Source organism: Allostreptomyces psammosilenae, assembly GCF_013407765.1.
In the GTDB taxonomy this organism is placed as follows: Bacteria; Actinomycetota; Actinomycetes; order Streptomycetales; family Streptomycetaceae; genus Allostreptomyces; species Allostreptomyces psammosilenae.
Map to the genome: position 1 here is coordinate 3,628,246 of NZ_JACBZD010000001.1, position 22,542 is coordinate 3,650,787.

Genomic DNA, 22,542 nt, shown 5'->3' on the forward strand with positions numbered 1-22,542 from the left:
TCCGCAGGTGCATGGAGTCCGCCAGGCAGGCAGGCGGGCGTCCTCCCCCAGCCGCACGAGCCCGCCAGGCACATGCCACAAGCCCTCGCAAAAACCTGCCATTGGTCCGGGGGGACCCCCTGCTCTCAGGATCCCATGCGGCGATCACCCACGGCAGCCCCTTCTCGCCGCCTGTGGATAACTTCCGTACTCCCGCCAGGAACATGCCAGCCTTTTTCCCGGGAACCCACCTCTGACCTGGGGGGACCCCCTTCTTCAGGATCTCACCTGCGGATTACCAAGCGCATCCCCCCTCTCGCAGCCTGTGGATAACTCTGCCGTGGAATCCGGCGGAGCCGGCGGAGGCTGGGGAAGGCAGCGCAGCCAGTGCAGGCTGAGGAAGCTAGCGAGAGGGCAGCGAAGCCAGCGGAGGCCGGGGTAACCAGTGAAGGCTGGGGCAGCCGGCGAGAGAGCAGCGAAGCCAGCGGGGAGGCCAGTGAGCCAGCGGGGCCGGCGAGGGCAGCGCGGCCAGCGCGACCCATGGGGAGCGAGGGGCAAACCTCAGGAATCAGCAGAAGGCAGTCAGCCCGCGGAAGGAACCTCAACGGAGCCGGGGGACCGGCCCGCCGGAGCCCCTCCCTGCGGCTTCTAGGCTGGTCCCATGCCACACGGATCAACGGAAGCCGGCCCGAGGGCGGCGGGCGCGGCAGGGGACGGCGCGGGCTGGTACGACCAGCCGGAGGTGGCCGAGATGGCCGCTCTCCTCGACACGCTCGCCGACCGCTACCGCTCGATGTCCGAAGGCCGGCTGCGGGCGCGCACGCCCTCGGGGCCGTCCCGCGCCCGGGCGGGGCTGGAGCTGGCCCGGGCCCTCGCGCTGGCCGCGCAGGGCCTGGAGTTCGTGGCCGCCGCCCCCGCCCCACAGGCCCCCGCGTCCCCCGCAGAGGCACCGCCGCAGGGCTGGCGGATCATGCCGGAGGCGGGGGTGTTCAGCGTGGGCGACCAGCTCGCGGTCGCCGCTCACGACCTGCTGGCAGCACTCCCCGCCGTCGCCCCCGACACGCTCGTCCCGGGACCGGAATCGGAGGACGCGGAGCGCACGGCGCGGCGGCAGCGCACGGCGCGGCGACTGGTGGCCGACTGCCTCGCCGCCGCGCGCGAACTGGAGCGTCTGAGCCGCTGACCAGGGCGCCCCCCGAGCCAGCGAGCCCGCCCCAGCAACGCCCTCCAGCCCGCCCCGCCGACCCTCAGCTCGAGGCCCGGCCCTCAGCGCGAGGCCCAGCGCGAGGCCCGGCCCTCAGCGCGAGGCCCAGCGCGAGGCCCGGCCCTCAGCGCGAGGCCCAGCGCGAGGCCCGGCCCTCAGCGCGAGGCGATGACCCGGTCGGCGAGCAGGTACACGGTGCTCTCCGGCTGGCCGTCCAGGGCCATCGAGCCGAACCCCCCGCCCGCGCCCGGCGCCCCGATCGCGAAGGTGAGCGTGTAGGCGCCGCCGATGGCCGAACCGCCCAGCAGCCGCACCGCGAGGCCCTCACGCAGGGCCTCGATGAGCCGAGCGGTGGCGTGGTCGTCCCCCGGGGTCACGCACAGCGTGGTGCCGCCCTCGAAGACGTAGACGTCGAGCCGGCCGAGCGGCCCCGGACGCACGTCCACCAGCGGCACCCGGTCCACCGCCAGGGCGCTCAGCCGCGCGTCGGTCCACTCCGGGGACGGCGTGTTGGGGCGCCAGCCGGGCTGGGAGGGGTGACGCGGCGGGGTGGGGTGCCTGGTCTGGCCGGGGAACGGGACGTCCCGCGTGCGGGCCGGGACGGGCGCCCGGTCCGTCGTCCCGGCCGAGCCCAGGCCGCCGCGCTCCGGGCCGGGACGGCCACCAGGGGCGCCGGGGCCACCGGGAACGCCGGGACCACCCGGAACACCACGGCCGGTGATGCCACGGGGACCTCCGGCGCCCGTGGCGCCCGTGGGGCCGGTGGGAACGGTAGGGCCGGCGGGCCCGTCCAGGCCCTCCATCGCCGATCGCAGCGCGTCGCTGAAGCGCGGGTCCGTCTCCGCCGCCCGGGCGTCCTGCGCCCCCTCGGCGCGCTCGTCGCCCTCGAGGCCCCGCGCTCCGGCCGTCCAGCCCGGCGCGTCGGCGTCCGCCTCGGCGCCCGTGGCCCGCGCCGGAACCCCCGGAGCGGGACGAACGCCTGGAACGCCGGGAACACCGGGAACGCCGTGGAGGTCGGGAGTGCCCGGAGCGTCGGACGCTCGGAAGGTGTCGTGCGCGCCGGGGCCGTCCGACGCCTGCCGGCGACGGGCGGCCAGCTCCCGGGAGGCCAGTCGGACGGCGACCAGCAGGCCGATGACTATGGCGGCGAGCAGCAGGAGCGGCACGAGGTACGAGGCGGACACGGATGTGCTCCTTGAGACGGCGGTATCGGAGCCGATTGCGGGCGACGGAGGCCCGGACCGTTCCACCCTGCCCCACCTGCGTGGCTTTCGCAGTGACCAATGTCCTATTTTGGCAGGGTTCTGGAGAATCGGGCATGTGTTCTTCCCCATGTGGGTAGCGCACTCGTGCCGCCGTGGCAATGACTGTGACGCACCGTCATCGTATTGGTGCCCATGGTGCGCGTCCGCCGCTCGTCCCCGAGCGCCCACGTGAGGGGAGGGCGAGGGGACGATGTGCCACGTTGCGGCGTTGTTCCATGTGGAAAAGAAGTACACGGAACGGCTACGCGTCGGACATGTCGGCGCAGTATCGGCGTAACAGGAGAGCGGCACCATTGAGCAGGCACACGGATTCCGGCGGCGAGGACGGCGGCGGAGACGGAACCGGGGCGTGGGCCTGGGACGGTTTCCCGTCATCCGGGTCCCGGCACGCGGCGGAAGTCGTGTCGGCCGGACGGGACATACCGGATGGGCAGGACGACACACCGAACGGGGAGCGCACGGGAGAGTACGCGGGAGAGGCGGGATACGGAACCATGGCTCTGTGGCGGGTACGCGCCGAGATCGACGACGAGCCGGGTAGGCTCGCCGCCCTCGCCGGTGCCCTCGCCGAGCAGGGAGCCAACGTCTTCGGGCTCAGCGTCCAGCCGGACGCCTCCGGCCCGGTCGACGAGTTCTTCGTTGAGGTGCCCCCCGAGGTGGGCCGCTACCGGCTGGTGGAGGCGGTGACGGTGGCCGGCGGTCGACGCGTCACCGTGCTTCCGGCCGAGCCCCACGACCTGCTGGACACGCCGACCAACGCGCTGGTGCTGGCCGCCCGGTTGCTGGCCGATCCGGAGTCCCTGCCGGAGGTGCTCACCGAGCTGCTCTTCGCCGACGAGGGCGCCTGGGAGGACTGGGACCCGGCCGACGGCGACGAGGGCGAGTGGCGGGACACCCCGGCCCCCCTGCCGCACCCGGAGACCGGCGAGGACCGCACGTCCCTCGCGCTTCCGGTCTACGACGGGCGGCGGGTGGTGCTGCACCGTGCCGGCCTGCCGTTCACCCTCACCGAGGCGGCCCGCGCGGTCGCGATGGTGGAGCTGCTGGACACCTACCGCGACGCCGCCGAGCAGCGGCCGGCGGTGCCGTCCACGGGAGCCGTGACCCCTGCGGGGGCCGTGGCGCCGGCGGCGGCGTCCCGTTCGGCGGCCTCCGAGATGGCGGCCGACCTGGCGGCGCAGGTGGCCGAAACCGCACGGGTGGCGCCGGCCGCGGTGGGAGGACACCACGCGGAAGAGGGATCATCATGACCATGCGTGGCGAGCGCGACCGCCGCACGGCGCCGCGCGCCACGCGCACCGACCGGGTACGGGGAGGGCGAAGCGTTCGGAGCGGCTCCCGGCCGCTTCGGCCCCACGTGCCCCAAGGGCTGTAAGCGCCCCTGACACGCTTGCAGCCCAGGCGAGGACCGCCGCAGTCCCGTCCCGCCCGGACCGTTCTCTCCAACGGTCCGGGCGGGTGCGGCGGTCCTCGCGGAAATCCCCCACCGCGTCCGGCCCTCCCGCACCCCGGCCCCCCCGCCCCTCCTGGCATCCCGACCCCTCGCTCCCCCTGGGGACGCCCGAACCGGAGCCTTCGGCTCAGCTCTCCGGCATCCCGGTCGGGCGGTGGTAGCTCGACAGCGCCTCGTTGAACCGGGTGAGCAGCCGGTCGAACTCCGCCTGGTCGTCCCGCGGCCAGTCCGAGACCAGCAGCCGCATCAGCTCACGCCGTGACTCGCGCACCTCGGACAGCCGCCGGCGGCCCTCCTGGGACAGGTCCAGCAGCACCGCCCGGCCGTCCTCCGGGTTGGGGACCCGGTCCACCAGCCCGCCCTCGACCAGCGGGGCGACCTGCCGGGTCACCGTGGAGGAGTCGATCCCCATGGACTCCGCCAGCGCCTTCACCCCCACCGGACCCTCCAGTTCCAGCCGGTTCAGCAGCAGGTAGGCCGCCCGGTCCATGGAGTTGCGCTGCCTGCCCACGCCGCCCATCCGGGTCTGCTCGGCCCGCCGCGCGAACAGCGCCACCTGGTGCTGCAGGTGGTCGTACAGGGCGTCCTCGGTGCTGGTCATCGAAAGCTCGCGTTTCCCGTGCCTGGCGTGAGTGCGTGAGTGATGGAGGGGCGGGCGTCGGAACCGGCTCCCGTCGGCCCCGCGGCGCGTGTCCAGCCGCCGCCCGGTGTGCCGTGGGCGGCCCGCGCGCCTGCGACACAGCGTACGGGCCGGGGCCCCTCCACAGGCGGGCCGGAACACGGCGGTGACCGTCCTGAAACCCACCTGCGTCCCCCGCCCTCCGCCCGGCCGGCGAGCCGCTGGAATGCCGCGCCGCCGCCGCTCGTTGAACGACTCGGGGATGCCAGGGACACACGACGCGAGGAGCCGCCGGCATGCTGTTCAACCGCTTCAAGAACGCCCTGCCCACCGCCGAGGACGCCCTGCCGGGCCGCGAGCGTCCACTCTTCCCGCTCCAGGAACGCCACGACGTCCTGGGCACCCCCCTCGCCGCCCCGTACCCGGAGGGGCTGGAGGTGGCGGACTTCGGGCTGGGCTGCTTCTGGGGCGCCGAGCGCGCCTTCTGGCAGGTGCCCGGCGTCTGGACCACCCTTGTGGGTTACCAGGGCGGCCACACCCCCAATCCCACCTACGAGGAGGTGTGCAGCGGCCTGACCGGCCACACCGAGGCGGTCCGGGTCGTCTTCGACCCGTCGAAGGTGAGCTACCAGCAGCTCCTCAAGGTCTTCTGGGAGGCCCACGACCCCACCCAGGGCTTCCGCCAGGGCAACGACGTCGGCACCCAGTACCGCTCCGCCGTCTACACCCACTCCGACGAGCAGCGCCAGGCCGCCGAGGCCTCCCGCGCCGCCTTCCAGGAGGTCCTCACCCGCGCCGGCCACGGCACCATCACCACCGAGATCGCCCCCGCCGCCCCCTTCTACCCCGCCGAGCCCTACCACCAGCAGTATCTGGACAAGAACCCCGGCGGCTACTGCGGCCTAGGCGGCACCGGCCTGACCTGCCCGGTGGGCATCGCCGCGGCGGGTGGGTGAACGCTCGACCGGATCCGGCCCGGCCGCCGGCGCTGTGGGGCGCGGGCGGTGGGCGCCGGGGGCGGTGCCCGCGGCCCCCCTCTGGCTGCGGGCACCGCCCTTCCGGGTCGGCGAACCGGCTGTGAGGCGGTTCGCCGGGAGGGTGGCTGGGTGGCCGTCAGTGACGGCGCAGGTGGAAGACTCCGGGGGTGGGGGAGGGGACGCCGGTGACGAGGTTGCGGATCTGGCCGCTGAGGACGTAGTCGCCGTGCGGGGTGACGGCGACCGTCGTCGGGTCCGGCACGGGCCACGGCCGGTCGGAGGCGGTGTGGGCGCGGCGCCAGTTGTCGCGGGAGCGCAGCACCAGGACGGCGTCCCGGCCGGGCAGGCCGTCAGGCCGGGGCTCCAGGTCGTTCATGACGCCCACGAGGGAGCCGTCCGGGCGCAGGCCGAGGCCGTCGAGGTGGCTCACCGGGCGGTCCAGGCGGACCTCGGTGACCTGGGCCGGGCGGCCGGGGCGGGCGGGGACGACCCGGAACAGCGGGCCGCCGACGAAGCGGGAGACCACCAGGAAGCCGGCGGGGTGGGCCACGATGCCGTTGAGCCCGGTGCCCGGGGAGGGGAAGCGGGGGTCGGTGACGGTACCGGTGACGCCCAAGCGGTCGACGTGGGTGATGGTGGAGGCGATCGAGTCGGTGACGTGGACGGTGCCGTGGGCGTCGACGGCGAGGTCGTTGGCCGCGGAGTCCGCGCTGCCGGCGGAGATGTCCACGAGGCGTCGCACGGCGCCGGTGGCCAGGTCGAAGACGCCCACCCCGGACAGCGGCGGGAGGTCGTAGCCGGCGGCCCGGAGGAAGTAGTTGTTGTAGGCGGCCAGGACGCGACCGCGCGGGAGGTCCACGTGGACGCCCAGCACCGAGACGGGGGCGAAGTTGGCGACCAGCGGGGTGACGACGCCGTCCGGAGTGACCACCGAGAGCGTGCCCTGGAGTGCCGAGCCGACCAGGAACGCCTTCCGCGTGGGGTCCCAGGCGACGCCCTCGGGGAAGAGGTCCGGGGCGGTGGCGGTGATGGTGTCCGGAAGGGGGGAGCCGAACCGGCCCGCCGCCTCCGTGGCGGGACGCGCGGCGGCGGACGGGACGAGCGGGGCCGGCCCGAGACCGCCGGCGAAGGCGCCGACGGCGGCGCCAGCGAGGGCGAGACGGAGCAGCGCGCGGCGGGAGGGGGTCGGGGAAGCCTGGGACGACGGTGCGGGCGACAGGTCTCCGGCGGACATGACATCCACTGTGGCAAGGGGCGCGCGGGGACGGCAACGGCCGGCCTGAGGTCTTGCTGAGGGCGGCCTACAGGGTCGCTGAAGGGGACGGGCCAGGGTTGTGAACGGTGCCGCGGGCCGGGCCGGGCCGGGCCAGGCCGGGTCGGGCCGGGTTGTGGAAGGGATGTGGACGGGCGGGCGGCGGCGCTTCGGCCGGGTGTGACCGCGCGGGTCGCGGTGGTCCCGGCCGAAGCGGTCGGCCGTCGTCGGCGGGGCCGCGCTCAGCGGTCGTCCCCGTCCTCCTCCTCGTCCTCGTCCTCGTAGCCCTCCTCCTCGTCCTCCAGGAGCGAGTCCGGGTCGAAGGTGGCGATCTCGGACTGCCAGGAGGCCTGCGCCAGCTCGACGCCCGGGATGTCGCTCACCAGGTCGAAGGGGTCGATGAAGTAGGCCACGGCCTCGGAGGCGTCCTCCTGGACCGACTCCAGCGCCGGCTCGCGGTCCTCCTCGGGCATGTACTCGTCGGCGCGGATGTGCTCCACGGCGCCGTTCCGCAGCGCCTCCTCGTCGGTCAGTTCGACGACCAGTTCCACCTGGAGGCGGACGTAGCGGGGGGAAGATTCGGTGCTCATGGCAGGGAGCCTAGGGGGCGAGGCGTTCCCGGCGTAATCGACGCTCCCCGCTGACCCCCTGGTGGACCCCACGGGGGTCCCCCGGCCGATGCCATGTGGCTCCCCTGGCCGACCCCACGAGGGTCCCGGTGGGCCCCGTGGGAGGCCGTCGGCGGGATCGGGTTCCGCGCCGGGGCGGGGTGGAAGACTGGCCGCATGCACAGCGAGGCGGTATCGCTCGACGACGTCCGGGGCGCCCGGAAGATGCTGTCCGGGATCGCCCGGACGACGGTCATGCAGGGCAGCCGGCACCTGAGCGCGCTGGTCGGCGGTCCGGTGCAGCTGAAGTGCGAGAACCTGCAGCGCACCGGCTCGTTCAAGATCCGCGGCGCCTACGTGCGGATCGCCGGGCTGCGCCCGGAGGAGCGGGCCGCCGGGGTGGTGGCGGCGAGCGCCGGCAACCACGCGCAGGGCGTGGCGCTGGCGTCCTCGCTGCTCGGCGTGGAGGCCACGGTGTTCATGCCGGTCGGCGCGCCGCTGCCGAAGATCGCCGCCACCCGGGAGTACGGCGCCCGGGTGGAGCTGGCCGGCGCGCACGTCGGCGAGTCGTTGCAGGCGGCCCGGGAGTACGCGGACGCGACCGGCTCCGTCTTCATCCATCCGTTCGACCACCCGGACGTGGTGGCCGGGCAGGGCACCGTCGGGCTGGAGATCCTGGAGCAGTGCCCGGAGGTGCGCACGGTGGTGGTGCCGACCGGCGGGGGCGGGCTGCTGGCCGGGATGGCGCTGGCGATCCGCTCGCTGCGCCCGGACGTGGCGGTGGTGGGGGTGCAGGCGGCGGGCGCCGCCGCGTATCCGCCGTCGCTGGCGGCCGGCCACCCGCTGGCGCTGGCGGCGATGTCCACCATGGCGGACGGGATCAAGGTGGGGCGGCCCGGTGACGTGCCGTTCGGGCTGGTCCAGCGGTACGCGGAGGGGGTGCGCACGGTCTCCGAGGAGTCGCTGTACCAGGCGGTGCTGCTCTGTCTGGAGCGGGCGAAGCTGGTGGTGGAGCCGGCCGGGGCGGTGGCGGTGGCGGCGCTGTTGGAGGAACCGGAGGCGTTCGCTCCGCCGGTCGTCGCGGTGCTCTCCGGGGGCAACGTGGATCCGCTGCTCACCCAGCGCCTGCTGCAGCACGGCATGGCGGCGGCCGGGCGCTACCTGTCGATGCGGGTCCGGGTGGACGACCGGCCGGGGATGCTGGCGGAGCTGCTGGGCGCGGTGTCGGACCAGGGGGCGAACGTGGTGGACGTCAGCCACATCCGCACCAGCCCCGGTCTCCGGCTGGGCGAGGTGGAGGTGGACGTCCAACTGGAGACGCAGGGGCCGGAGCACTGCCGGCAGACGGTGGCCCGCCTCCGGGAGCTGGGCTGGCGCCTCGACGAGTACTGAGGGACGGCCCGCCGGGGAGAGCGACCGGGCCAATGGCGTTGACGCGATATATCGCGTGCTCCGATACTTGCGATGCATCGCGTGTTTCGCCGCTGATCGGCCGCGCGGCGGTGGCGTGCTGGTGTTGTCGCATACCGACGTCAAGGAGACGAGAACATGCCAGGCGTGATCCATGCCGAGGGTCTGGTGAAGACCTTCGGGGGAGTCCGCGCGCTCGACGGGGTGGACCTGGACGTCCAGCAGGGCACCGTCCTCGGCCTGCTCGGTCCCAACGGGGCCGGCAAGACCACCACGGTGCGCGCGCTGACCACCCTCATCCGCCCCGACTCCGGAACGGCCACCGTCGCCGGCTACGACGTGCTGCGCGAGCCCGAACGGGTGCGCGCCAGCATCGGCCTCGCCGGCCAGTACGCCGCCGTCGACGAGTACCTGACCGGGCGGGAGAACCTCCAGATGGTCGGCGAGCTGTACCAGCTGCGCAGCCGCGAGGCGGCCCACCGCGCCGACCAACTGCTGGAGCGGTTCAACCTCACCGAGGCCGGCGGCCGCCCGGTGAAGACGTACTCCGGCGGCATGCGCAGGCGGCTGGACCTCGCCGCATCGCTGATCGTCCACCCGCCGGTGATCTTCCTGGACGAGCCCACCACCGGCCTCGACCCGCGCAGCCGCATCGGGCTGTGGGAGATCATCCACGAGTTGGTCGACGAGGGCACGACGCTGCTGCTCACCACCCAGTACCTGGAGGAGGCCGACCAGCTCGCGCACTCCATCGCCGTCGTCGACCACGGGCGGGTGATCGCCCGCGGCACCTCCGACGAGCTGAAGGCGCAGGTCGGCGGGGAGCGGGTGGAGGTCGTGGTGCTCGACCCCGCCGAGCTGTCCGGGGCGCTGGCCGCCACCGCCAAGCACGCGGTGGGCGAGGCCCACGTGGAGCAGCAGGCCAAGCGGGTGGTCGTGCCGGTCAGCGGCGGCGCCGGCGCGCTCGCCGACATCATCCGCGACCTCGACGTCCAGGGCATCCGCATCGCCGACATCGCGCTGCGCCGCCCGACGCTCGACGACGTCTTCCTCGCCCTCACCGGCCACGCCGCCGAGGACGAGCGGACGCCGCCGGCCGGCGGGACGGCCACCCCCACGACGGCGGCCGGCGGCCGCGCGGCACGGAAGGAGAACCGGGCATGAGCACACCGACGGTCGCCGCCGACCGCGCCCCGGGCAGCACCGCCCGGCGCGCCAACGCCCTGCGCGACGGCTGGGTGGTCACCAAGAACAACCTGCGCAAGATGCCGCGCATCCCGGAGGTCACGCTCTTCGCGCTGATCCAGCCGGTGATGTTCGTGCTGCTGTTCCGCTACGTCTTCGGCGGCGCCATCCCGGTGCCCGGCGGCGAGGACGTCAACTACGCGGAGTACCTGCTGCCGGGCATCTTCGTGCAGACGGTGGCCTTCGCCACCGCCTCCGCCTCCTCCGGGATCGCCACCGACATGCACAAGGGCATCGTCGACCGCTTCCGGTCGCTGCCGATGGCCCGCTCCGCCGTCCTGCTCGGCCGCACCGCCGCCGACCTGGTGCAGACCGCGTTCGTCACCGTGGTGATGATGGTCTGCGGGCTGGCGGTCGGCTGGCGGATCCACGAGGGGGTCGCCCGGGCGGTGCTCGGCGTGGTGCTGCTGCTCCTGCTGGCCTTCGCCTTCACCTGGATCGGCGCGCTGATCGGGCTGTCCGTGCGCACTCCGGAGGCGGCCACCAGCGGCGGGCTGATCTGGCTGTTCCCGCTGACCTTCGTCTCCAACATCTTCGTGGCGCCGGTCAGCATGCCGGACTGGCTGCGGGTGGTCGCGGACTGGAACCCGCTGAGCGCCGTCACGCTGGCGCTGCGCGAACTGTTCGGCAACCCGACCGGCCTGCCCTCGGACGCCTGGCCGATGCAGAACCCGGTCCTGGCGTCCTTCCTGTGGATCGCGGTCATCCTGCTGGCCTTCGTCACCCTCTCGGTGCGCAAGTACCAGTCGATGTCCCGCTGACCCGTCTGTCCCGCTGACCCGTCTCCCGCCGATCCCCTCCCCGCCGCTCCGACGGCGGCACCCGAACGGCCGGCGGCCGGCGGGAGGGGGCAGACGAACGGCGGGGGCCCCGGTCTCCCGGGGCCCCCGCCGTTCGTCAGCCGTTCGCTCAGCTCTGGTACGGCTTGGCCTCCAGGATCTTCACCGCCGCCCGGCTGCCGTTCGGCAGCTCGTAGACGGCCTCGTCCCCGCGCTTCTTGCCGTTGATGGCGCTGCCCAGCGGGGACTGCGGCGAGTAGATCTCGATCTTGTCGTCGGCGTACTCGCGGGAGCCGAGCAGGAAGGTCAGCGTGTCGTCCGGGTCGCCGTCGAAGGCGATCGTGACCACCATGCCGGGCTCGACGACGCCGTCATCCGCGGGGGCCTCCCCCACCTTGGCGTTGTCGAGGAGGTGCTGGAGCTGGCGGATGCGTGCCTCCTGCTTGCCCTGCTCCTCCTTGGCGGCGTGGTAGCCGCCGTTCTCGCGGAGGTCCCCCTCCTCCCGGGCCGCCTCGATCTTCTTGGAGATCTCGATGCGAGCGGGACCCGACAGGTACTCCAGCTCGGCCTTGAGCCGGTCGTACGCCTCCTGGGTGAGCCAGGTGACGCTGTCGCTGGTCTGGGTCACGGATGCTCCTCGTCGTTCGGCTGACATAAACGAATCGCCCCTGCCGTACAACGTGTTCGCTGCACCGCGGGGCGAAACCCCTAGCCTAACAATTCAGGGTCGGACCAGGGGAGACCACGAAGACGACGAAGATCGTTCACTCCGTCGTCGCCTGTCAATCACCTGGTGTTCCGTGTCTTGTCAACGCGTCTGGCAGTGCAGGAGTTCCCCGGTGCTGGCACGGGCGCTGGTGCGCATCTCCACGACCCGGACGGCCGTGGTCTCCTCGGCGGCGAACTCCACGTCCATCCGGCCGACCTCCACGCCGTCGACCGAGCGGGAGCGGATCGTGCACACGCCCTCCACGCCCTCCTCCTTGGCGACCTCCAGGCGGACCCGCACGGTCTCGTCCGAGGTGGCCTCGAAGGCGATCACCGTGCCGGAGATCGTGCTGCCGGACAGGTACGACCAGCCGATCCAGCCCAGCAGGGCGAGGAAGGCCACCCCGAGCACCGCGCCGACCAGCGGCCGGCGGTCCCGGCGGGCCGCCGAACGGCCGTAGCGACCGGCCGGCGGGGCCGCGGCGGGGGACGCCGCGCCGGTGGGCTCCGCGGCGGTGGAGGCCGTCTCCGGGGAATCCGTGGGGGTGGAGGGGGCGGGGGGCACCGGCGCCGTCATGAGGGCCTCCTCGGGAGCCGTGGGGAGCGGCGCGCAACGCCGACCAGGACCGGGCCGACCAGGGGGCGCCGCGGGAATCACCGGCTCGGCCCGAGCGTTCCCCCTGGGGGCGAATGGCGGGGGCGGGCCTCGTGCCCCGCATCCGCCACTATAGAGAGCGTAGAGCGTACCGAGGGCGGCCCGGTCAGCAGCCGGGCCGTCGTGCACGTCTCCGGCGGGCGCCGGACGGCGCGGAGGGAACCGGCGTGACTGAGCAGCTGCGGTTGATGGCGGTGCACGCGCACCCGGACGACGAGTCCAGCAAGGGTGCGGCCACCATGGCGAAGTACGTCGCCGAGGGGGTGGACGTGATGGTGGCCACCTGCACGGGGGGAGAGCGCGGCTCGATCCTGAACCCCAAGCTCCAGGGGGACAAGTACATCGAGGAGCACATCCACGAGGTGCGCGCGCACGAGATGGAGGAGGCGCGCAAGATCCTCGGGGTCAAGCAGTCCTGGCTGGGGTTCGTGGACTCCGGCCTGCCCGAGGGCGACCCGCTGCCGCCGCTGCCGGACGGCTGCTTCGCCCTCCAGCCGGTGGAGACGGCCGCCGAGCCGCTGGTGCGGCTGATCCGCGAGTTCCGCCCGCACGTGATCACCACGTACGACGAGAACGGCGGCTACCCGCACCCCGACCACATCATGACCCACAAGATCAGCATGGTGGCCTTCGACGCCGCCGCCGACCCGGACGCCTACCCGGCGGCCGGCGAGCCGTGGCAGCCGCTGAAGCTGTACTACAACCAGACCATGTCCCGGCAGCGCACCGTGGCGCTGCACGAGGCCCTGCTGGCCCGCGGCATGGAGTCGCCGTACGCCTCGTGGGTGGAGCGGTGGAAGGAGCGCGACCAGCGCACCCTGACCACCCGCGTGCCGTGCGCCGACTACTTCGAGGTGCGGGACAAGGCGCTGATCGCCCACGCCACCCAGATCGACCCGGACGGCCCGTGGTTCCACGTGCCGCTGGACATGCAGCGGGAGATCTGGCCGACCGAGGACTTCGAGCTGGTGAAGTCGCTCGTGGACACCGAGATCCCGGAGGACGACCTGTTCGCGGGCATCCGCGCCTGATCGCCAGCTGATCGCCCTGCCGCCGGCGGCACCCTGCCACCGGCGGCACCCGGCCGCCGGTGGCCACCCCGCCGCCGGCGGCCCCGCGCGCGGTGGGACGATGGAAGGGTGAACACCTTCTTCCTCCTCGCCGCCCCGCAGGAGCTCGACCAGGACCTGGTGACCCCCGGCGCCCTCGGGTTCCTGGTCATCGCCCTGATCGGCGTGGCCGTGTGGTTCCTGGCGAGGTCCCTCAGCAAGCAGCTGCGCCGGGTGAACTTCGAGGAGCGGCCCGACCGCCCGGAGCGCGGCGACAACTCCGCCGGCAACGCCCCGGGCAACGGCGGCCAGCACCCCGCCGGCGCGTAGCGCCCCGCCCTCGCGGGCCCGCCGGGCGCGCCGTGGGGCCGCGCGGCGGGTTTCCCCCGGCCCGGGTGGGAGAGGATGGCGACATGCCCAACCGTCTCGCGGCCTCGACATCCCCCTATCTGCTCCAGCACGCCGACAATCCGGTCGACTGGTGGCCGTGGAGTCCGGAGGCCTTCGAGGAGGCCCGCCGGCGGGACCTCCCCGTGCTGCTGTCCGTCGGTTACTCCTCGTGTCACTGGTGTCACGTCATGGCGCACGAGTCGTTCGAGGACGAGCGGCTGGCCGGCCTGGTCAACGAGCTCTTCGTGCCGGTCAAGGTGGACCGCGAGGAGCACCCCGACGTCGACGCCGTCTACATGGAGGCCGTGCAGGCCGCGACCGGCCAGGGCGGCTGGCCGATGACGGTGTTCTGCACGCCGGACGGCGAGCCGTTCTACTTCGGCACCTACTTCCCGCCCCGCCCGCGCGGCGGGCTGCCCTCCTTCGAGCAGGTGCTGCGCGGCGTCGCCGGTGCCTGGCGGGACCGCCGGGAGGAGGTCGCCTCCGCCGCCGCGGACCTCGTCCGCCAGCTCGGCTCGCGCGGCCCCGCCTTCAAGGAGCGCGGCGCCCCCGGCGAGGAGGACCAGCGGGCCGCCGTCCAGGAACTGCTGCGCGGCTTCGACGAGGCACGCGGCGGCTTCGGCGGCGCGCCGAAGTTCCCGCCCTCGATGGTGCTGGAGTTCCTGCTGCGCCACCACGCGCGCACCGGTGACCCCGAGGCGCTGCGCATGGTGGAGACCACCTGCCGGCGGATGGCCGAGGGCGGCATCTGCGACCAGCTCGGCGGCGGCTTCGCGCGCTACAGCGTGGACGCGGCGTGGGTGGTGCCGCACTTCGAGAAGTGACACATCACAGGACCACCATCCGCTAGCATGAGCGGTACCGATCACCCGCCTAGGAGGGGGCACTGTGCTGCGCGCTGATCATGCCACGTTGGTGTCACTGGGGTTGTCCGCTGAGGAGATGGCAGAACTGGGACTGGACAAACCCGCCACCGCTGAACCCGACCACCTAATGGACGTGTACTTGCGTCGAAGCAACAAGAAGGAGGATCTGGCGGTACTGAGGGCACATCTGAGGGACATTTCTCGGTGGGCCCGTAACAACCACCTGCAAATCCGTCACGTCTGGTTCGAACAACTCAGCGCTTCGAAGTCTTACGTGCGCCGTGCTGAATTCGAGAAGTGCACTAAGGCCATACTTGACGGTAAGTCAAAGACTATGGGCATCTGGAAGACGGACAGATTCGACCGGCGAGGAATGGGCGCCGTGGGTCGAATGCTGGACGAATTCGAGGATCGGCGCGCCCGGCTAGTCAGCATCATTGAGGGACTGGACAGCTCACAGCCCGGAGTGCGCACTATCTTCGCAATGCTCAGCGAACGCGCGCGTGACGAAGCTAAAGACATTGCACTCAGGGTCAAGACCGGGCACGACGCACACAAGGCAGAGAACCGCCGGGGAACCGGTAGGCCACCTTTTGGCACCATGAGCCCACGGCTACCGAATGGAAAGCCCAGCGGGCGTATCGAGCCGGACCCGAACGAATTCCCGACGGCCCGTAGGCTGGCTGATCTACTCCTAGGAGAAGCCAGAGATCTTCCCGACGAGTGGAAGCACAAGGAGGGAACTCCACTCACGACCAAGGATGTGGCGCACATCCTGAACGTAGAAGAGAGAAGGACCCGAGGCGGGCACACATGGTCGCCTACTGCGGTAAGTAAGCTTGTCCAAAGTCCCTTGTTCGCCGGAATGGTGCCCGTTCGCGAGCGCAGGACAGACGAACACGGTAACCCGTTGGGCTCGTGGCGTGGATACGGTGAGCCGATGCTAGACGACCAGGGTAACCCCCGCATATGCGGTACGGGTGTAATCACCGTCGCGGAGTATTACAAAATCCGGTCATACATTCGCGAAAGGACAAACGACCGCTTTGGAAAGGGGAAGCCCGGAGTAAAGTACCTAGGTACCAGCCTGTACAAATGCGGCCGTATCCGCGTATTGGACGACGGTACTGAGGGTCTGTGTATGGGGTCGCAAGGGCAGCGAGGGGGGATGTACCGCTGTCAGGTTCGGGTGACTCGTGGTGTCTCAGTATGTAAGGGATCGACCACCCTGAGTAGTCGGGTAGACCATGCCGTCGGTCAGGCATGGATTCGCCACGTCACAGCACTAGACCCCGAAGACCCCGTACTTATCACCATCGGGCGTCGCTGGCTGGCCTTCTCCGACCCTGAAACACAGGCTAAGAAGGAGCATGCCCGGCAAGCTCTGGAAGCCGCTCAGAGGCGCGTCAAGAAGCTTGAAGAGGACTACTACCTCTTCGGCAAGTTGTCCGAGGAACGGTACGAGGAGCTGAGCAGTCAGCAGCGAGCCACGATCGAGGCCATGGTGGCTACTCTGGAAGCCATGGATGCCGAGACGGATCTGTCCCCACTGCTGGACGCCACGTCTCTGCGCGAGGCGTGGGAAGACGCCGATGTGCCGACACGGAGGATGCTGCTCAAGTGCACTCTCGGAAGCAAGGGGATCATCATCTATCCCGCAAAGCGTCGCGGTGACAAGTCTCCAATTCTGGAGCGGCTTGAGTTCGATTGGATCAGCAAATGAGAACGTGTATCCACTGTGGCTGCAAGCGGGCCATCGAGGAATTCGTACCATCGCAGTCCAAGACCGGAACCGGCATAACCAACGTTTGCCGACCTTGCTACAGGAAGCGACACGCGGAGTACGAACGGAGAAGGCGTGAGCAGCTGTCACCTGAGGTGCGGAGAGACAACATTGCGGCTTACCGCGCCGGTATCCGTGTCGGCAAGTGCGCTGTGTGCAGGACGACAATCCCGGACAAGGGGTTGTGCGAAGCCTGCAAGGGCGCCATTCGCACGCTGGGCGGTACCGAGGAAGCACTCCAGCGCGCTAAGAAGGTGCTCAGGTACCTAGGCGAGGTGTGATCTACGCCACAGAGGAGCGGTCCGGGGTAACGTGCCTCGGACCGCTTTTCTGTGTGGCGGCGCAATGGGGTGTAGGACGACCATTCCGACACCCTTACCGCCAACCCTCTGACCAGCCATTAGTGTAGAAGTGTAGTTTCAGTACCCAATCCCGTAATCCCTATAGGACTCTATAGCGATTACGGGAACCGGCCTCAAACCTACACTTCTACACTCAGGCTCAAGCGATCGACTCCCTAGGGCAAACCAATAGGCGATCGACTCACTAGATAAGGAGCGAAGGGGGATGTATCCCGCGCGCACAACTCACACTCGGCGGACTGTGGTCCCCCCTTCACTTCCCGGCGCGCTCCCCCGGTCCCCTCTCTCCACTGGGGTTCTGAGCGCCCGGGACTCGGCCTTGTAGCTCGACTGGCGAGCGGTTGATCCAAGGAGAGGTTCGAATCCTCGCAAGGCCACGTACCAGCCCGGGTAGCGCCCGGGAAGTGTTCGCAGGTTTGCCCACGGGCCGAAATCCGTGGCCGGGTTCGATTCCCGGGGACGCGCGCTAGGGACCCGCCAGGCTGGTTCTAGTATGGGCGTCGGTAGGACTCTGGACATCTGGACGTAAGGTCCCACCCAGAGGGGTAACCCGACACTAGGCGGGTGCGCGGGCAGAGCCCGTAGGAAAGGCCAGTCATCCACGCCGCTTCGCTCGTGCCCTGCACCACCGAAGCGTGCCCACACGTAGCCCAATCCGGCAGAGGCGACAGGCTTAGACCCTGTGCGTTGGGGGTTCGAATCCCTCCGTGTGGACCACATACCAAAGTTCGTAGGTGACCCTCATGCCACGTAAACCGCGCTCTGCGTGTCCCGTACCGGGCTGCCCGGAGCTGACTACCGGCGGACGCTGCGAGGCGCACAGGCGCCAATCTGAGGCCATCCGGAAGGCATCTGGCAACTCGGTCTACGGCACGTCTCGATGGCAGCGTATCCGCCGAGCCTTTCTGTACGGGAACCCCTGGTGTGCGCTGTGTGGCAGACAGGCCACCGTGGCGGATCACTACCCCCTATCCCGCAAAGAGCTGGCAGCCCGGGGTGTAGATCCAGATACCCCCACCCACCTAAGACCCCTGTGTGCCCCCTGTCATAACCGGGAGACTGCCCAGCGTCAACCCGGTGGATGGCATGCTGAAAGGCTGGCACCTGTTCGGGTGCCAAGGAATAACACACAAGGGAGAATCACCTAATGGCTCGAACCGCAATTGCTGTGACTAAGGCTCAGCGTGGTGGAGTGGAAATGCTTGCCGCTGTTCCCGCTGACGTGACCAATGGCAACTCGATGGTCAATGACGGTGCGACTGGTCTCATTGTCCGCAACACTGGAGCGGTTGATGCACACACGATCACGTTCCATCTGTTCCGGACCGTGGACGGACAGCCTGTCACGCCTAGGACTGAGGCAGTGCCGGTTGGTGATGTCTATCTGTTCGGCCCCTTTCCGGTGGCCGACTACGGTTCGACGCTGGCTTTCAATGGCGACCACGCGGAGCTGACCTTTCAGGCAGTCCGGATCTGAGCCCACGGCTTCGCGGAGCGACCTACCCCCTGGGGAGGGACCCCCTCCGGGCCATGAGGTCAGTCGGCAGGGAGGTCGAGCCCTAGCGCCGCAACTGTGACAATTTGCGCGGGACACGAGGAGTGGCATGGACGCACATGACATCGAGCATCGCTTCGCTTTTCGCGCTGCCTCTAGGCAGGAGAAGCGAGACGAACACACCAGCGCACGGCAGTCATGTCGGGCACTGGCCGACCACCTGAACGAGCTACTGCCCGACGGGCGTGAGAAGCGTCTAGCGATTACCAAGCTCGAAGAGGTCTTGTTCTGGGCTAACGCTGCGCTCGCGCGGGCATGAGAAAACCCCCGACCTTTGATGGTCGGGGGTTTGATCGGGTGGCTTTCAGACCGTGAAACCTTCGGCTGCCATGTACCGGCGATAGATTCGTTCGGCCACCTCTCGGTTCACGGGGGCCGACCGGATGAACTGTTCGACACTCATGTTGAACGTCCTGCGGAAATAGTCGGGGAAGTCACAGCGAGCGATCTCCAGTCGAGTCATGTAGCTCTTGACTGCACGGTTCATGTCTGCCGCCTTGACGCCGACCTTACGAGCGGCACATGTGGTACCGGCGTACAGCTCGTCACCATCACCAGTCACCAGGTGCACAACGCGCTTGAGTTCCATCTTGCCGCACACGTCACAGCGGGTCGACTCGTCCGTAATCCCCTTGATGAACCAGCCTGACATCTTTACCTCCTAGTGCTTACCGCTGGGATTAGCTAAGCACAGTTGGCACCGTGCAGGCAAGTTACGCGCCAAAGCTCGCGTGTGGAGACAACAAGAAACCCCCGGCTAGTTGCCGGGGGCCCTGTGGGTGCCACTAGTCGCGGTTGGTCCAGATGACCACCCCGTTGCGAACAATCTGTCGCACCTCTGCCGATCGAACGTCCACTGAGCTGTCGAAGATCCTGTCACCGTGCCGCATTGAGATCCAGACTCGGAACAGATCCTCTCCGACGCGCTCACATCCCTGACCTGCGTACACCTGCCCGTGGCTGGTGACCACGATCGCCAGGTCACCACGACGGAAAGTGTTCTTGATATCGTACTGGGTGTCCATGTTGGGTTCCTCCGGTGTGGTCGGTAGTGCCAGTACACACCATGGCGCGCGCCAGTGCAAGTCACATACCAAAGTTCGTATGTGGGCCCAGCAAGAAACCCCCCGGCCGTGCTGACCGAGGGGTTTCTTGACTACTTCTTCGGCAAGTGTAGTACCAGGGCGTCGACCTGAGCTAGATGCCGGTCGCACGCTGCGTAGGTGCCTTCCTTGTTGCTAGTGGATATTACGGCTGGTCGTTACCCGTGTAACTCTCTTGGTTAGCTGCCTCGATCCAGCGTCGCACGTGGACCTTCACTTGACGCTCAGCATCGGGTGCGGACAATCCGTGCGAGTCGATGAGTAGCACTTCCGCCATGTGAAGGTACGCGTTCATCGCCCCGCGAGCTTCGGCCTTGTCCCCACGCTTCATCGTGGTGGTGTACATGCGTGTCCTACGAGCCGCGTGCCCCACGGCTGTAATGTACGGACCGGTGAAGCCCTCAGCTTCCAGTTCACCAGCCAACCATGCTCGCATGTGACTCCCTTTTCAGTTGGTGTGCCTGACAGGCTTGCCGGTTGCCCGGCTAAGAGAAGTTAAGCACGGGGCCGAGCGCAGCGCAAGTCACCTACCAAAGTTCGTAGGTGGCCTAGCCGGTAAGAAGCCCTCGGCCGTGATGACCGAGGGCTTTCGGGCTACTTCTTCGGATCGTGTCGCACCATGCGTAGCGCGCTGTACGGAACGAAGGCCACGAAGCCGTTCGGTTGCTGACTATGCAGGCGACCTGTGAACAGGATTCCTGACTCTTCGTAGATCAGCTTGGATGCTACGACGGTTTCTTCTGACCCGTCGATGAACTTAACCAGGTACGACTCTTTCATCATGGCTTACCGCTCCTCTCGGTCAGGCACCGACTGTGCCGCCTTGATGAGCTGGTTTAGCGCGTCAGCGATGCGCTGTAGACCTGCATCCGTGGGTTCGAGGTTAGCGTCTACGTCCGTGTGTAGCAGCATGTCTCGCACGGGTAGTAGGGCGGGCTGGTGACGGTTGTCTGTCCAGAGCCTACGCAGTGCCTTGGATGTGATCACGTGTATCCCTTAGTCGGTGCCGGTTGGCGTGACGCCCACTGTAGCCGATTGGCGCTAGACGCACAACTCACATACGAACTTTGGTAGGTGACCCCATGGCGGACCCGATGCGGAAGAAGCCCGCGCTACAGGTGGTGCGCGAGGGTAATCCTGGCAAGCGACCGATCAATCCTGGCGTGGTGGTACCGCCGGGTGACCTTGTTGAGCCTGACTGGAAGCAGACTTTTCGTGGGTCAGACGCAGAGAACCGGCGCTGTAGGGAAGTTGCTTCCGAGGAGTGGCGTCGAATAGTCCCTGTGCTGGAGTACACGGCGGGCATCGGGGACGTGGACACGGCCACGCTGAAGGACTACTGCATTTGCGTAGCGCGTATTGATCAGTGTGAGCGAGAGATTAGTAAGAACGGTCTTCTAATGCAGGGCGAGCGTGGGTGGCAGAAGAATGGTGCTACCACGATTGTCGGTCAGTACCGATCGCAGCTTGCCCGTTATATCGGTGAGCTAGGTCTTTCGCCTTCCGCCCGTGGGCGCATACAGCCGCCTGAGAACGGGGGATCAGATGACGGAGACGTATTCGACTGAGGCGACCCTTCCAGTGCCCATCGATGCACTTGTTGAGCTAGGGCTTACGGCCGAGCAGATCGAAGAGTCTCGGAATAGTCGTCCGCTGGTCGTTGCCTTCCAAGCTGACCAGCAGCCGGGGGCGTACTTCTCTGTAGAAGCCGCTCGGCGCGCGATCAAAGCTATCGAGTCTTTCAAGCACACTAAGGGTCGGTGGGGTGCAAGCCCTCTGAGGCTAGCTCCATGGCAGATCGTTTGGGTTATCGCCCCTATCTTTGGGTGGCTGTACTACGACCCAGAGGCGGACCGCGACGTTCGCGTGATTCGTGCCGCTTGGGTTGAGGTCCCGCGTAAGAACGGGAAGTCAACTCTGTCGTCCGGCATTGGTCTCACGCTCCTGCTTGCGGACCGAGAAGTCGGTGCAGAGGTTTACGCAGCCGCCGGATCTCTGCCACAGGCGGAGCGGGTCTTCGACGACGCAAAGCGAATGGCGCTGACAAGCCACGCCGTTCGCGGGCGTGCTGAAGTGCTCAGAGGCGTCATTCGAGTACCGCGCACAGGCGGAGTCTTCCGGGCCCTCTCCAAGGTCGCTGAAACAGCGCACGGCCTGAACGTCTCTGGCGCCATCATTGACGAGGTGCACGTCCATCAGAAGCGGGATCTTGTCGACGCTATCGAGACCGGCACGGGCGCGCGCGATCAGCCGCTTGTGGTCTTCATCACGACTGCCGATGAGGGCGAAGAAGGATCGATCTACGACGAAAAGCATACGTACACTCGGCGTATTGCAGAGAATGTCGTGTCGGACCCCGGGCACTACGGTGTCATTTGGGCTGCCGAAGAGGGCGACGATCCTTTTGACGAAGCCACGTGGCGCAAGGCTAACCCCGGGCTAGGTACGTCTCCATCGCTTGCCTATATGCGCCGAGAAGCCGCTAAGGCTAAGGCTTCCCCTTCGTACTTCCCGACCTTTTGCCGACTGTCGCTCAATCGCCGAATGCGTGCGTCTACCCGCTGGCTGCCTATGCCACTGTGGGACGCCAACGCTGGCATGGTGGACGACAAGCGATTCCGGCACAGGCGTGCATGGGGTGGCGTTGACCTGTCCGCTGTATCGGACTTGTCGGCTTGGGTACTGGCCGTTGAATCAAGGCAGCCCGGAGTTGAGCTTGAGCTTGTCTCGCGGTTCTGGCTACCGGAAGAGCGGGTCGATGAGCTGGAGAACCAGCTTCAAGTGCCGCTACGGCAGTGGGCGCGCGAAGGCTTCCTGACTCTCACTGAGGGTGATGCCATTGATTACGACACCATCGAAAAGCAAATTATCGCCGACTGTCGGCGTCTGGACGTTCAGCGCATTTCGTACGACCGGATGTTCGCTGGGCAGCTTGTACAGCGCGTAGACAGTAAGACCCGAGGCGTGGATTTGGTGCCAGTGGCACAAACCTACTTGGGCATGGGACCGGGGTCCAAGGAACTGGAGCGCCTTCTACGAGAAGGGCTCATCAGGCATGGCGGCCATCCGATCCTTCGATGGAACGCATCGTGTGTGGAGATCTATGCCGATGGCAACGACAACATACGTCCAGTGAAGCCGGACAGGAACAAGTCGTCTGCACGAATTGACGGAATTGCAGCATCAGTCATGGCGCTAGATGGCTACTTGCGGCGACCGATTCGAAAGGCGCGCGCGGTAAGCGCCTGACCACCTACCAAAGTTCGTATGTGACCCGGAA

The 22,542-nt window shown here is 68.8% G+C and carries 22 protein-coding genes, 1 tRNA gene and 1 pseudogene; 15 read left to right on the forward strand and 9 right to left on the reverse strand.

Annotated features, from left to right (window positions below; genetic code table 11):
• The first annotated feature begins 640 nt into the window (after positions 1 to 640).
• The gene (locus FHU37_RS15020; protein ID WP_179814677.1) at positions 641 to 1,162 is read left to right on the forward strand and encodes a hypothetical protein; all 522 of its coding nucleotides are present in this window, start codon (positions 641 to 643) and stop codon (positions 1,160 to 1,162) included.
• Positions 1,163 to 1,338: 176 nt separating this feature from the next.
• Here FHU37_RS15020 and FHU37_RS15025 read toward each other — a convergent pair whose 3' ends face one another.
• Entirely contained in the window at positions 1,339 to 2,367 is a 1,029-nt protein-coding gene (locus FHU37_RS15025; RefSeq protein WP_179814678.1) for a hypothetical protein, read from the reverse strand.
• 575 nt (positions 2,368 to 2,942) lie between these two features.
• On the opposite strand from FHU37_RS15025, the gene FHU37_RS15030 reads away from it, so the two are divergent.
• Positions 2,943 to 3,698 (forward strand): hypothetical protein, encoded by a 756-nt coding sequence (locus FHU37_RS15030; RefSeq protein WP_179814679.1) that lies wholly within the window; start codon positions 2,943 to 2,945, stop codon positions 3,696 to 3,698.
• Positions 3,699 to 4,028: 330 nt separating this feature from the next.
• Here FHU37_RS15030 and FHU37_RS15035 read toward each other — a convergent pair whose 3' ends face one another.
• A complete protein-coding gene (locus FHU37_RS15035) occupies positions 4,029 to 4,502 on the reverse strand; it encodes a MarR family winged helix-turn-helix transcriptional regulator (RefSeq protein ID WP_179814680.1) in 474 nt (157 codons plus the stop codon).
• A 314-nt stretch (positions 4,503 to 4,816) separates the two neighbouring features.
• On the opposite strand from FHU37_RS15035, the gene msrA reads away from it, so the two are divergent.
• Positions 4,817 to 5,476: a peptide-methionine (S)-S-oxide reductase MsrA gene (gene msrA, locus FHU37_RS15040; protein WP_179814681.1), complete on the forward strand. Its 660-nt coding sequence runs from the start codon at positions 4,817 to 4,819 to the stop codon at positions 5,474 to 5,476.
• 157 nt (positions 5,477 to 5,633) lie between these two features.
• On the opposite strand, the gene FHU37_RS15045 is transcribed toward msrA, so the two are convergent.
• Together FHU37_RS15045 and FHU37_RS15050 are read right to left on the reverse strand one after the other, a co-directional pair.
• Positions 5,634 to 6,731 (reverse strand): gluconolaconase, encoded by a 1,098-nt coding sequence (locus FHU37_RS15045; RefSeq protein WP_179814682.1) that lies wholly within the window; start codon positions 6,729 to 6,731, stop codon positions 5,634 to 5,636.
• 260 nt (positions 6,732 to 6,991) lie between these two features.
• Entirely contained in the window at positions 6,992 to 7,339 is a 348-nt protein-coding gene (locus tag FHU37_RS15050) for a hypothetical protein (protein WP_179814683.1), read from the reverse strand.
• A gap of 195 nt (positions 7,340 to 7,534) precedes the next feature.
• Between FHU37_RS15050 and ilvA the strand changes: the two genes are divergently transcribed.
• The 3 genes from ilvA to FHU37_RS15065 all read left to right on the forward strand — a co-directional run bounded on the left by ilvA (position 7,535) and on the right by FHU37_RS15065 (position 10,773).
• Positions 7,535 to 8,749: a threonine ammonia-lyase gene (gene ilvA, locus FHU37_RS15055; RefSeq protein ID WP_179814684.1), complete on the forward strand. Its 1,215-nt coding sequence runs from the start codon at positions 7,535 to 7,537 to the stop codon at positions 8,747 to 8,749.
• Positions 8,750 to 8,905: 156 nt separating this feature from the next.
• Positions 8,906 to 9,931 (forward strand): ATP-binding cassette domain-containing protein, encoded by a 1,026-nt coding sequence (locus FHU37_RS15060; RefSeq protein WP_179814685.1) that lies wholly within the window; start codon positions 8,906 to 8,908, stop codon positions 9,929 to 9,931.
• Positions 9,928 to 10,773 (forward strand): ABC transporter permease, encoded by an 846-nt coding sequence (locus tag FHU37_RS15065; protein WP_179814686.1) that lies wholly within the window; start codon positions 9,928 to 9,930, stop codon positions 10,771 to 10,773. The genes FHU37_RS15060 and FHU37_RS15065 overlap by 4 nt, the downstream gene beginning before the upstream one ends.
• 148 nt (positions 10,774 to 10,921) lie before the next feature.
• On the opposite strand, the gene greA is transcribed toward FHU37_RS15065, so the two are convergent.
• Together greA and FHU37_RS15075 are read right to left on the reverse strand one after the other, a co-directional pair.
• On the reverse strand, positions 10,922 to 11,419 hold the full coding sequence (gene greA / locus FHU37_RS15070) for a transcription elongation factor GreA (protein ID WP_179814687.1): 498 nt from the start codon (positions 11,417 to 11,419) through the stop codon (positions 10,922 to 10,924).
• A 180-nt stretch (positions 11,420 to 11,599) separates the two neighbouring features.
• Complete coding sequence (locus tag FHU37_RS15075) at positions 11,600 to 12,076, reverse strand: DUF4307 domain-containing protein (RefSeq protein WP_179814688.1); 477 nt, start codon at positions 12,074 to 12,076, stop codon at positions 11,600 to 11,602.
• Between the two features lie 245 nt (positions 12,077 to 12,321).
• Between FHU37_RS15075 and mca the strand changes: the two genes are divergently transcribed.
• From mca to FHU37_RS15110, 7 genes and pseudogenes are all read left to right on the forward strand, one after another.
• Positions 12,322 to 13,185, forward strand: coding sequence for a mycothiol conjugate amidase Mca (gene mca, locus FHU37_RS15080; protein WP_179814689.1), 864 nt, complete (start codon positions 12,322 to 12,324; stop codon positions 13,183 to 13,185).
• Between the two features lie 108 nt (positions 13,186 to 13,293).
• Positions 13,294 to 13,533: a hypothetical protein gene (locus FHU37_RS15085; RefSeq protein ID WP_179814690.1), complete on the forward strand. Its 240-nt coding sequence runs from the start codon at positions 13,294 to 13,296 to the stop codon at positions 13,531 to 13,533.
• 83 nt (positions 13,534 to 13,616) lie between these two features.
• Positions 13,617 to 14,414: pseudogene (locus tag FHU37_RS15090) on the forward strand (thioredoxin domain-containing protein); the annotation flags it as partial.
• 121 nt (positions 14,415 to 14,535) lie between these two features.
• The gene (locus tag FHU37_RS15095; protein ID WP_179814692.1) at positions 14,536 to 16,182 is read left to right on the forward strand and encodes a recombinase family protein; all 1,647 of its coding nucleotides are present in this window, start codon (positions 14,536 to 14,538) and stop codon (positions 16,180 to 16,182) included.
• Between the two features lie 1,061 nt (positions 16,183 to 17,243).
• Positions 17,244 to 17,321, forward strand: a tRNA-Leu gene (locus FHU37_RS15100).
• Positions 17,322 to 17,751: 430 nt separating this feature from the next.
• On the forward strand, positions 17,752 to 18,081 hold the full coding sequence (locus tag FHU37_RS15105; protein WP_179814693.1) for a hypothetical protein: 330 nt from the start codon (positions 17,752 to 17,754) through the stop codon (positions 18,079 to 18,081).
• A gap of 127 nt (positions 18,082 to 18,208) precedes the next feature.
• Entirely contained in the window at positions 18,209 to 18,418 is a 210-nt protein-coding gene (locus tag FHU37_RS15110) for an Acb2/Tad1 domain-containing protein (RefSeq protein ID WP_179814694.1), read from the forward strand.
• A gap of 45 nt (positions 18,419 to 18,463) precedes the next feature.
• Here FHU37_RS15110 and FHU37_RS15115 read toward each other — a convergent pair whose 3' ends face one another.
• From FHU37_RS15115 to FHU37_RS15125, 3 genes are all read right to left on the reverse strand, one after another.
• Positions 18,464 to 18,811, reverse strand: coding sequence for a hypothetical protein (locus FHU37_RS15115; protein WP_179814695.1), 348 nt, complete (start codon positions 18,809 to 18,811; stop codon positions 18,464 to 18,466).
• A 133-nt stretch (positions 18,812 to 18,944) separates the two neighbouring features.
• Positions 18,945 to 19,184: a hypothetical protein gene (locus tag FHU37_RS15120; RefSeq protein WP_179814696.1), complete on the reverse strand. Its 240-nt coding sequence runs from the start codon at positions 19,182 to 19,184 to the stop codon at positions 18,945 to 18,947.
• A gap of 672 nt (positions 19,185 to 19,856) precedes the next feature.
• Positions 19,857 to 20,045 (reverse strand): hypothetical protein, encoded by a 189-nt coding sequence (locus tag FHU37_RS15125; protein ID WP_179814697.1) that lies wholly within the window; start codon positions 20,043 to 20,045, stop codon positions 19,857 to 19,859.
• Positions 20,046 to 20,356: 311 nt separating this feature from the next.
• Between FHU37_RS15125 and FHU37_RS15130 the strand changes: the two genes are divergently transcribed.
• Positions 20,357 to 20,830 (forward strand): phage terminase small subunit P27 family, encoded by a 474-nt coding sequence (locus FHU37_RS15130; protein ID WP_246450922.1) that lies wholly within the window; start codon positions 20,357 to 20,359, stop codon positions 20,828 to 20,830.
• Positions 20,808 to 22,511, forward strand: a complete 1,704-nt coding sequence (locus FHU37_RS15135) for a terminase large subunit (protein WP_179814699.1) — start codon at positions 20,808 to 20,810, stop codon at positions 22,509 to 22,511. The genes FHU37_RS15130 and FHU37_RS15135 overlap by 23 nt, the downstream gene beginning before the upstream one ends.
• Positions 22,512 to 22,542: the final 31 nt, after the last annotated feature.